The following is an 8,066-nucleotide window of genomic DNA, read 5'->3' on the forward strand; positions in this document are numbered from 1 at the left end:
CATATCGATTCCCATCAATCTATCTCGCAGGAGACGCGTGAGCACCCAGACTGCACCCTTGCCCCCCGGAGGCGCGCCGGCCGCCGTCGTCGGCAAGCTGTCCACCCTCGATCGCTTCCTTCCCGTCTGGATCATCGCCGCAATGGTCCTGGGGCTGGTCCTCGGTGCGCTGATCCCCGGGCTGAATATGGCGCTGGAGGCTGTGAAGATCGGTGAAGTGTCGCTGCCGATCGCCGTCGGGCTGTTGGTCATGATGTATCCGGTGCTGGCCAAGGTCCGCTATGACCAGACGCACCGGGTGATGGCCGACCGCAAACTGATGGCGGCATCTCTTGCACTCAACTGGCTGCTGGCGCCGGCCTTCATGTTCGCCCTGGCGTGGATCTTCCTGCCCGACCTGCCCGAATACCGCACCGGCCTCATCATCGTGGGCCTCGCCCGCTGTATCGCGATGGTGATGATCTGGAATGACCTCGCGTGCGGTGACCGTGAGGCCGCCGCGGTGCTGGTGTTCATCAACTCGGTGTTCCAGGTCCTCGCGTTCGGCGCCCTCGGCTGGTTCTACCTCCAGCTCCTGCCCTCCTGGCTCGGTCTTCCCACCACCAGCGCCGACTTCTCCTTCTGGGCCATCACCGCCTCCGTCCTCATCTTCCTCGGGATCCCGCTGCTGGCCGGATTTCTCACCCGCACCGTCGGCGAGAAGGCCCGCGGCCGCGACTGGTATGAGAACACGTTCCTGCCCAGGCTCGGCCCGTGGGCGCTGTACGGCCTGCTCTTCACCATCGTGCTGCTCTTCGCGCTGCAGGGTGAGACGATCACCGCCCGCCCGCTCGACGTCGCCCGGATCGCCCTGCCGCTGCTCGTCTACTTCCTCGTTGTTTTCGGGGCCGGTATGCTGACCGGCAAATGGCTCGGTCTCGGTTATGCGAGGACGACGACGCTGGCCTTCACCGCCGCTGGAAACAACTTCGAACTGGCCATCGCGGTGGCGATCGGCACCTTCGGGGTCACCTCCGGGCAGGCCCTGGCCGGCGTCGTCGGACCGTTGATCGAGGTGCCCGTCCTCGTTGCGCTTGTCTATGTTGCCCTCTGGGTGCAGAAGCGATTCTTCGCTCCTGCACCGCTGTCCGCCTAACCCTTCAGGAGACCCTCATGACTTCAGAGACCACAGATTCCGCCAAAAAGCCTTCCGTCCTTTTCGTCTGCGTGCACAACGCCGGGCGCTCCCAGATGGCGGCGGCGTTCCTCACCACCCTGTCGAAGGGTGCCATCGAGGTCCGCTCCGCCGGATCGCAGCCGGCCGAGAAGATCAACCCGTCCGCGGTGGAAGCCATGGCGGAGGTCGGCATCGACATGAGCAGTGAGATTCCGAAGGTCCTCACCACCGAGGCCGTCAAGGAATCCGACGTCGTCATCACCATGGGCTGCGGCGATGAGTGCCCGTACTTCCCCGGCAAGCGCTACGAGGACTGGGTGCTGGAGGATCCGGCGGGCAAGGGCGTCGAATCCGTCCGGCCCATCCGCGATGAAATCCGTGGCCGCATCGAAGGGCTCATCGAATCCCTGATCCCCGCAACGAAGTAGCAGGAGAACACTCATGGCCACGCAACAGTTGATCATCATCGGATCCGGGCCCGCCGGGTACACGGCTGCCATCTACGCGGCACGCGCAGGGCTGACACCTTTGGTGCTGGCCGGATCCGTCACCGCCGGCGGCGCGCTGATGAACACCACCGAGGTGGAGAACTTCCCCGGTTTCCCCGCAGGAGTGCAGGGCCCGGAACTGATGGAAGGCCTGCAGGAGCAAGCGGAAAAGTTCGGTGCGCAGGTAGTGTTCGACGACGTCACGGAGGTCGATCTGACCGGTCACCTCAAGCGCGTAGTCACCGGCGGCGGAGAATCCCACGAGGCTGTTGCGGTGATTCTCGCGACCGGGTCCGCGTACAAGGAGCTCGGCCTGCCGGAGGAGAAGAAGTTCAGCGGCCACGGCCTGTCCTGGTGCGCCACCTGCGACGGATTCTTCTTTCGGGACCAGGACATCATCGTTGTGGGCGGCGGTGACTCGGCCATGGAGGAGGCAACGTTCCTCACCCGATTCGCCCGGTCAGTCACTGTGGTGGTCCGCCGCGACGAGCTGCGTGCCTCCCGGATCATGGCGCAGCGTGCCAAGGACAACCCGAAGATCAGTTTCGCCTGGAATTCCGCCGTCACAGCCATCCATGGCAATGACAAGGTCACCGGTGTGACGCTCACGGACACCCGCAGCGGTGAAACCCGCGACCATGCCGCGACCGGCATTTTCGTGGCGATCGGGCACCTGCCGCGCACCGAACTCGTGGCCGGGCAGATCGACCTCGACGACGAAGGCTACATCCGGGTCGATTCCCCCACCACGGTCACCAACCGGTCGGGCGTCTTTGCCTGCGGCGACGCGGTGGACCACCGGTACCGCCAGGCCATCACCGCGGCCGGCACCGGATGCGCAGCAGCGCTCGACGCCGAACGGTACCTTGCGGCGCTTGAGGATGCCGACAGCATCGCGACCGCCATGGTTGAGGAACCGACGCACGGCTGACGGCCCGTTTCCAACGAAAGAGAACACCATGAATGCGTCGAACTCCGGCACTGGTCTGCGGGACACCACCGAGGTCCTGCACCGAATCAGCGAGCGGCTGGCGGAACGGTTCGCGGGGGTCTTCGCCGCTGAAACGGTGGAACGCTATGTTTTCGAGTCCTACACGGCACTGGCCCGGACGGCGAAGATCACTACGTATCTGCCGGCCACCACGGAGCATTTCGCCAGCGACAGGCTGACAGCACTGGCAAGGTCAAAGGGGGCCTCGGCGTCGGACGCGCCGTCAGTGCTGTTTGTCTGCGTCCAGAATGCCGGCCGGTCCCAAATGGCGGCTGCACTGCTGACCATGGAGTCGAAGGGAAGGATCCAGGTCCGATCCGCCGGCTCCATGCCGGCGGCCGAGTTGGATTCCACGGTACTGACGGTGATGGGCGAGATGGGCCTCAATCTGGGCAAGGAATACCCCAAACCGCTGACCGACGACGTCGTTCGTGCGTCCGACGTCGTCATCACCATGGGCTGCGGAGACTCCTGCGCCATCTACCCCGGTAAGCGCTACGAGGACTGGGGCCTCGCAGACCCCGCGGACCAGTCCGTCGAACAGGTGCGCGCTATCCGTGATGAGATCCATGAGAGGGTCAGGGTGCTCGCTGATTCACTCCTCACGAAAGAACAGCCGGCATGAACCAGGCACCTCCAAAGCCCAGCGTGCTCTTTGTCTGTGCCAAGAACGGCGGCAAGTCCCAGATGGCGGCGGCGCTGATGCGTGACCTCGCCGGCGAGGACGTTTTGGTCTATTCAGCCGGCACCAAGCCCGGCAAGGAACTGAATCCGCAGTCGGTGGAGTCCCTGCGCGAGATCGGGGTGAAGGTCGGAGGGGAGTACCCCAAACCCATTGCCGATGATGTGCTGAGCCAGGTTGATGCCGTCGTCATCCTGGGGAGTGAAGCGAAGCTTGAGCCGCAGCCGGGAAGGCGTTGTGAAGTGTGGGAGACGGATGAACCGTCCACCCGCGGTATCGAGGGCATGGAGCGGATGCGGCTGGTCCGCGACGACATCCGGCGCCGTGTGGAACAGCTGCATCGGGAGCTGACTGCCGGGTAGGGCCGCCTCGCCAAGCGGCCATGGCATGCTGGGAGTCGTGCCTACACGACCACCATCACGGGTTCTCTTCTATGGGGTGACAGGGAGCGGTAAATCGTCGGCCGCGCATGCCTACGCGAAAGCATCGGGTTTGCCCGAGTACTCGGCGGACGATGACATTGGCTGGTTCCCGCAGTGGCAGCAGCGGACAGTCGAAGAACAGCGCCGGTTGGCTGCGGACATCGCTTCCCGTGATGAGTGGGTTCTCGACAGTGCGTATGCCATCTGGCGCGATACGGTTGTTCCCCGTGCCGAGCTCATTGTGGCATTGGACTACCCGCGCTGGGTTTCGCTGTCCCGGCTCCTGCGGCGCTCTCTGTACAGAGCGGTGAGCGGCCAGCTCGTCTGTAACGGAAACACTGAATCCTTCCGGCGTCTGCTGGCCAGGGATTCCATCCTTTGGTGGCACTCCCAGAGCTTCACGAGGAAGCACCGCGTCATCCAGGCGATGAAGGCCGATCCGGCCCTTCCCCCGGTCATTGTCTTCAAGAGACCGCGGGACCTTAGCCGGTGGTTGTCCATGGTCCGTAACGTCAGTGCCGCCTGAGGGCGGCTTTACGCCGTCGCCTTCTTCTTCCGCCGGGTGAACTTGGTCAGTGCCTCGACTACCAGCTCATGGTCGGCTTTCTGTGGAAGGCCGGAGACAGTGACGACGGCGACCGGTCCGGTTCCGCGCACAATGATCGGGAAGGCTCCGCCGTGCGCGGCGTACGCAGACTCGTCGAACCAGGCGTTGTCCTCCATCCGGCCGCCTCCCAGCCGTCCGCGCAGGCCGACCAGCAGGGACGGAACCCCGTACCGCTCAGCGGTGCGGGCCTTCTTCTCTACCCAGAAATCGTTGTCCAGTGTCGCCCCGGGCAACGAGACATGGAACAGCACATGGCTTCCGCGGCGGATGTCAAAGGCGACCGGCATGTCCCGTTCAGTGGCAAGTTCAACGATCAGCAGCCCAAGGGCAAGCGCGTCCTCCTGGCCGAATTTCGCCAGTTGCAGCTTGCGGGTCTCTTCCTCGATGCGACCGATCAGTGCTTCGAGGGCCGGCTGGGACTGCTCTCCGGAGGCGTCCGGGTCGAACTCAACCTCTGAACTCTGGTTCTCAGTCACGTAGCGTCTCTCTCCTCGGCGGCCGACTCAATGTACGAGCCTATCGGAACGCCGGAGAGCACTGTTGGAGGGCAGTGTCCCCTTTCGGATCCGAGACCGATCGGGACGGAAAAAGGCCGGGGCGCCTTCACAATGATGTGAAGGCGCCCCGGCCGGTTTTCCGAGCGCGACGGCCGGTTTTAGCCGATGCCGAGCTGAACGAAGACGAACCAGACCAGCAGCGGCACGACGGCGATCATGGCGATCGCCCAGAGCAGCAGGGCGCGGAAAAACATCCGCTCATCCTTCGGCTGGGCGCTGGCCATCAGCAAAGCGCCGCTTGTGGACATTGGGCTGACATCCACGACCGAGGAACTGATGGCGATGGCGGTGACCACACCGATCGGGGTCAGCATGGGGTCCAGGGCAATCGGAGTGACGACCGGGCTGATGACGCCCAGAGTTCCGGTGGTCGACGCGAACGCAGAAACCATTCCGACGACGTAGCTGGTGACAAGAGCGGCGATGGAGCCGTTGCCGAGGCTCTCGATGCCCGCCTGCAGCTCATCAAGGGCGCCCATTGCTTCGAGCATGCCCACATAGGTGACGATGCCCGTGACCAGGATGATCGCGCTCCAGGGCATGCTCTCCATTGCAGGCTTCTGCACTCCAGGGTTCACTGCGATCAGCACGAGCGAGATGATCAGCGAGGCGACGCCGACGTCGATACCGAACACGGTTGTCAGCACCAGCAGTGAGACCAGGGCAACGAGTGTGAGAATGCGCATGGGCGTGACGGGGACCTTGGTCACCGTCCGGGTTTCCGTGCGGGTGGCCGTGAGGGTAGCGGTGCCGACAGGTGAGCCGCCGCCGGAGGGCGAGATGCCGCCGGACGTGTCGCCGTCGTCGTTGGTTATGGCAGCGTTGCCGCCTTCGCCGCGCTTGGCGGCACGGCGCTTCATAATGCTCTGAATCACCACGTAGGCGATGAGGGCGAGTACAGCGTTGAAGAGAAAGCAGTACACGAAGAGCTTCCAGGAATCACCGGACGCACCGGCACTGTCCAGCATCTGGTTTCCTAACACGCCGAACGGGTTCACCGGTGAGAATGCCCCTGCGTTGGCGCCCTGAACGATCACCAGGCCCATGGCGAGCGTGCTGATTCCAAAGCGCATGCCCAGCGCGAGCGCAACAGGTGCCACGATCGCGATGGCAGCGGGCGTGAAGGCGCCCGCGGCGGCCAGCGAGGCCGTGAGCAGGAACATCAGGATGGGAACCAGCACCTTGCGGTCCCCGGCCAGCCGCTCACACCAGTAGGCGAGCAGGTCGATGGTCCCGGTGACCCGCACAATCGCAAAGAGCAGTGTGGCTCCGACGAGGATGAAGAAAAGACCGGCGGGGAATGCACCGATCACTTCCTTGATATCGAGCCCGGCCAGCAGCGGTCCGACAATGAAGGCCGCGACGACGGCGATCAGTCCCGCGTTGACACGGGTGAATGATCCCCAGGCGAAAGCAGCGATGAGAACGAGGAAGGCAATGAGGGCGAGTGACATGGTGCTGCCCTACTTCGTAGCCGGAACGAGGTCGCCGGCGAGAAGACGCCCGGCACCCGAGATCGCCGGCGTGTGGCCGAGGGCCTTGAGGATCTCATAGGTGGTTGCGACGGCGGCAGTGATTACCGGCACCCCGAGCTGATCCTCAGCGGTCTGAACCGCAGCCAGCGACGGCATCTGCACGCACGCCGAGAGAATCACAGCGTCAACGCCCTCGCGATTCAGCTTCTGGGCAATGCCGGGAAGCTGCTGCGGGTCCAGACGTCCCACTTCGAGATTGTTGTCAACGGACAGGGAAACCGAATCGACAACCTCGATGCCTGCGCCTTCGATGTAATCGGCGACGGTCTGGGTGAGTGCCGGAACGTACGGGGTGACCATGGCAATGCGGCGCGCGCCCATCTCCTGGAGAGTGCGGACGAGTGCACCGGCGCTGCTGGTGACCTCGGCCGGGTGGCCGTTGTTGGCCGCAGCGTCGGCGATCGTCTGCTCTGATCCGACGTGCGCGTTTGGCCCCTGCGCCATGACGGCGACAAGGCAGGCGTAGGCGATCACGTCGACGTCGGCGTCGGACACCGACGCGGCGCAGTCAGCAGCCTTGCCCACCATGGCGGCGAGCTCTTCCCGGTTGACCCTCTTCATACCGGCCCGGGCGGAGTGAAAGGTGTATCGGTGTCCGGTGGCTTGGGACTGGCGCCGGAAAAGCTCCGGCAGTTCCGTTTCCATCGTGGTGTTGGAGCTCGGGACAATAAGCCCAATACGGGAGGTGTTCGCCGGCGCCTGGACCGGTCCTGTTTCGCAGCATGCAGCAGCGGTGTTCATATGCGTCCTTCACGACGTTGTGTTTGTGACTCCACACTCGAACCCGTGTGGTGGGTTGCTATCCCATATTGTGGGCTACGACACGATATGTCAAAATTCTGTCCGCTCGGCTACTACGATGGACGCGTCCTTCTACGCTCGAAAGGCCTCCTGGTGGCAGCAGAAATTCCCCGTGGTTCCGCGCCTATTCTGGTGCTGCGGAAGATCAGCCAGATCCTCGACTGCTTCACCCCCGAGTCCCCGGAGCCAACTCTCCAGCAGCTCGCACGTCAGACCGGGCTGCCCTCAAGTACATGCCAGCGTCTGGTTCAAAGCCTGGTTCACGAGGGTTACCTGGACCGCGACGGCGACCGGTACCGTATCGGGATCCGCCTGGTCCGCTGGGCTTCAACCGGGACCAGTGGCATGGACATCGTCCAGCTCACCAGGCCGATCCTGCAGAACCTGCGGGATGAGACCGGCGAGACGGCCTGCCTCTACGTGCGCGACGGCGCCTTCCGAACCATCGTCGCTGTGGCTGAGACCCGACACGTTGTCATGCGTCCGTTCGCAGTCGGCATGGTGATGCCAATCCACGCGGGTGCGCCGGGCAAGGTCTTCCTCGCCTATGATCCTGATGCCCGGGCAACCCTTGAGGGGAGCGAACTCGCCACATTCACCCCCGATACTCCGGACAGCCTCGCTACCCTGGACGCGCAGGCAGAAGTGACACGGAACCAGGGATTCTTTGCGGCCTTTGGTGAACGGCACAGCGATGTCGGCTCTATTGCAGCGCCGGTGTTCAATGTTGCAGGGGTCCTCGTAGCCGTCCTGGGCCTGGGCTTTCCCACCCAGCGGGTAACCGAGAGTGATGTCGAGCGGCTGGGACCGATGGTGGCGGCGGCAGC

10 protein-coding genes are annotated in these 8,066 nt (G+C 64.0%); 7 read left to right on the forward strand and 3 right to left on the reverse strand.

Annotated features, from left to right (window positions below; all coding sequences use genetic code 11):
• Positions 1–37: 37 nt before the first annotated feature.
• Genes arsB through X803_RS0110895 form a run of 6 tightly spaced genes read left to right on the forward strand, consistent with a single transcriptional unit; the run spans position 38 to position 4,265 of the window.
• Positions 38–1,135 (forward strand): ACR3 family arsenite efflux transporter, encoded by a 1,098-nt coding sequence (gene arsB / locus X803_RS0110870; protein WP_026545156.1) that lies wholly within the window; start codon positions 38–40, stop codon positions 1,133–1,135.
• A gap of 17 nt (positions 1,136–1,152) precedes the next feature.
• Positions 1,153–1,584 (forward strand): arsenate reductase ArsC, encoded by a 432-nt coding sequence (locus X803_RS0110875; protein ID WP_026545157.1) that lies wholly within the window; start codon positions 1,153–1,155, stop codon positions 1,582–1,584.
• Positions 1,585–1,597: 13 nt separating this feature from the next.
• On the forward strand, positions 1,598–2,575 hold the full coding sequence (gene trxB / locus X803_RS0110880; RefSeq protein WP_026545158.1) for a thioredoxin-disulfide reductase: 978 nt from the start codon (positions 1,598–1,600) through the stop codon (positions 2,573–2,575).
• A gap of 28 nt (positions 2,576–2,603) precedes the next feature.
• Positions 2,604–3,260 (forward strand): arsenate reductase ArsC, encoded by a 657-nt coding sequence (locus X803_RS0110885; RefSeq protein WP_035778628.1) that lies wholly within the window; start codon positions 2,604–2,606, stop codon positions 3,258–3,260.
• On the forward strand, positions 3,257–3,679 hold the full coding sequence (locus X803_RS0110890; protein ID WP_026545160.1) for an arsenate-mycothiol transferase ArsC: 423 nt from the start codon (positions 3,257–3,259) through the stop codon (positions 3,677–3,679). Before X803_RS0110885 ends, X803_RS0110890 begins: the two co-directional genes overlap by 4 nt.
• A gap of 37 nt (positions 3,680–3,716) precedes the next feature.
• Entirely contained in the window at positions 3,717–4,265 is a 549-nt protein-coding gene (locus X803_RS0110895) for a P-loop NTPase family protein (protein WP_253907449.1), read from the forward strand.
• A gap of 8 nt (positions 4,266–4,273) precedes the next feature.
• Here X803_RS0110895 and X803_RS0110900 read toward each other — a convergent pair whose 3' ends face one another.
• The 3 genes from X803_RS0110900 to X803_RS0110910 all read right to left on the reverse strand — a co-directional run bounded on the left by X803_RS0110900 (position 4,274) and on the right by X803_RS0110910 (position 7,179).
• Entirely contained in the window at positions 4,274–4,822 is a 549-nt protein-coding gene (locus X803_RS0110900) for a heme-degrading domain-containing protein (RefSeq protein WP_026545162.1), read from the reverse strand.
• A 179-nt stretch (positions 4,823–5,001) separates the two neighbouring features.
• A complete protein-coding gene (locus tag X803_RS0110905) occupies positions 5,002–6,357 on the reverse strand; it encodes an SLC13 family permease (RefSeq protein WP_026545163.1) in 1,356 nt (451 codons plus the stop codon).
• Between the two features lie 9 nt (positions 6,358–6,366).
• Positions 6,367–7,179: a maleate cis-trans isomerase family protein gene (locus X803_RS0110910; RefSeq protein ID WP_051470675.1), complete on the reverse strand. Its 813-nt coding sequence runs from the start codon at positions 7,177–7,179 to the stop codon at positions 6,367–6,369.
• Between the two features lie 153 nt (positions 7,180–7,332).
• Here X803_RS0110910 and X803_RS22275 point away from each other — a divergent pair.
• A partial coding sequence (locus X803_RS22275) for an IclR family transcriptional regulator (RefSeq protein ID WP_026545165.1) occupies positions 7,333–8,066 on the forward strand: 734 nt, incomplete at its 3' end.

Origin of the sequence: Arthrobacter sp. 35/47, assembly GCF_000520475.1 — a bacterium.
GTDB classification, from domain to species: Bacteria; Actinomycetota; Actinomycetes; order Actinomycetales; family Micrococcaceae; genus Arthrobacter_D; species Arthrobacter_D subterraneus.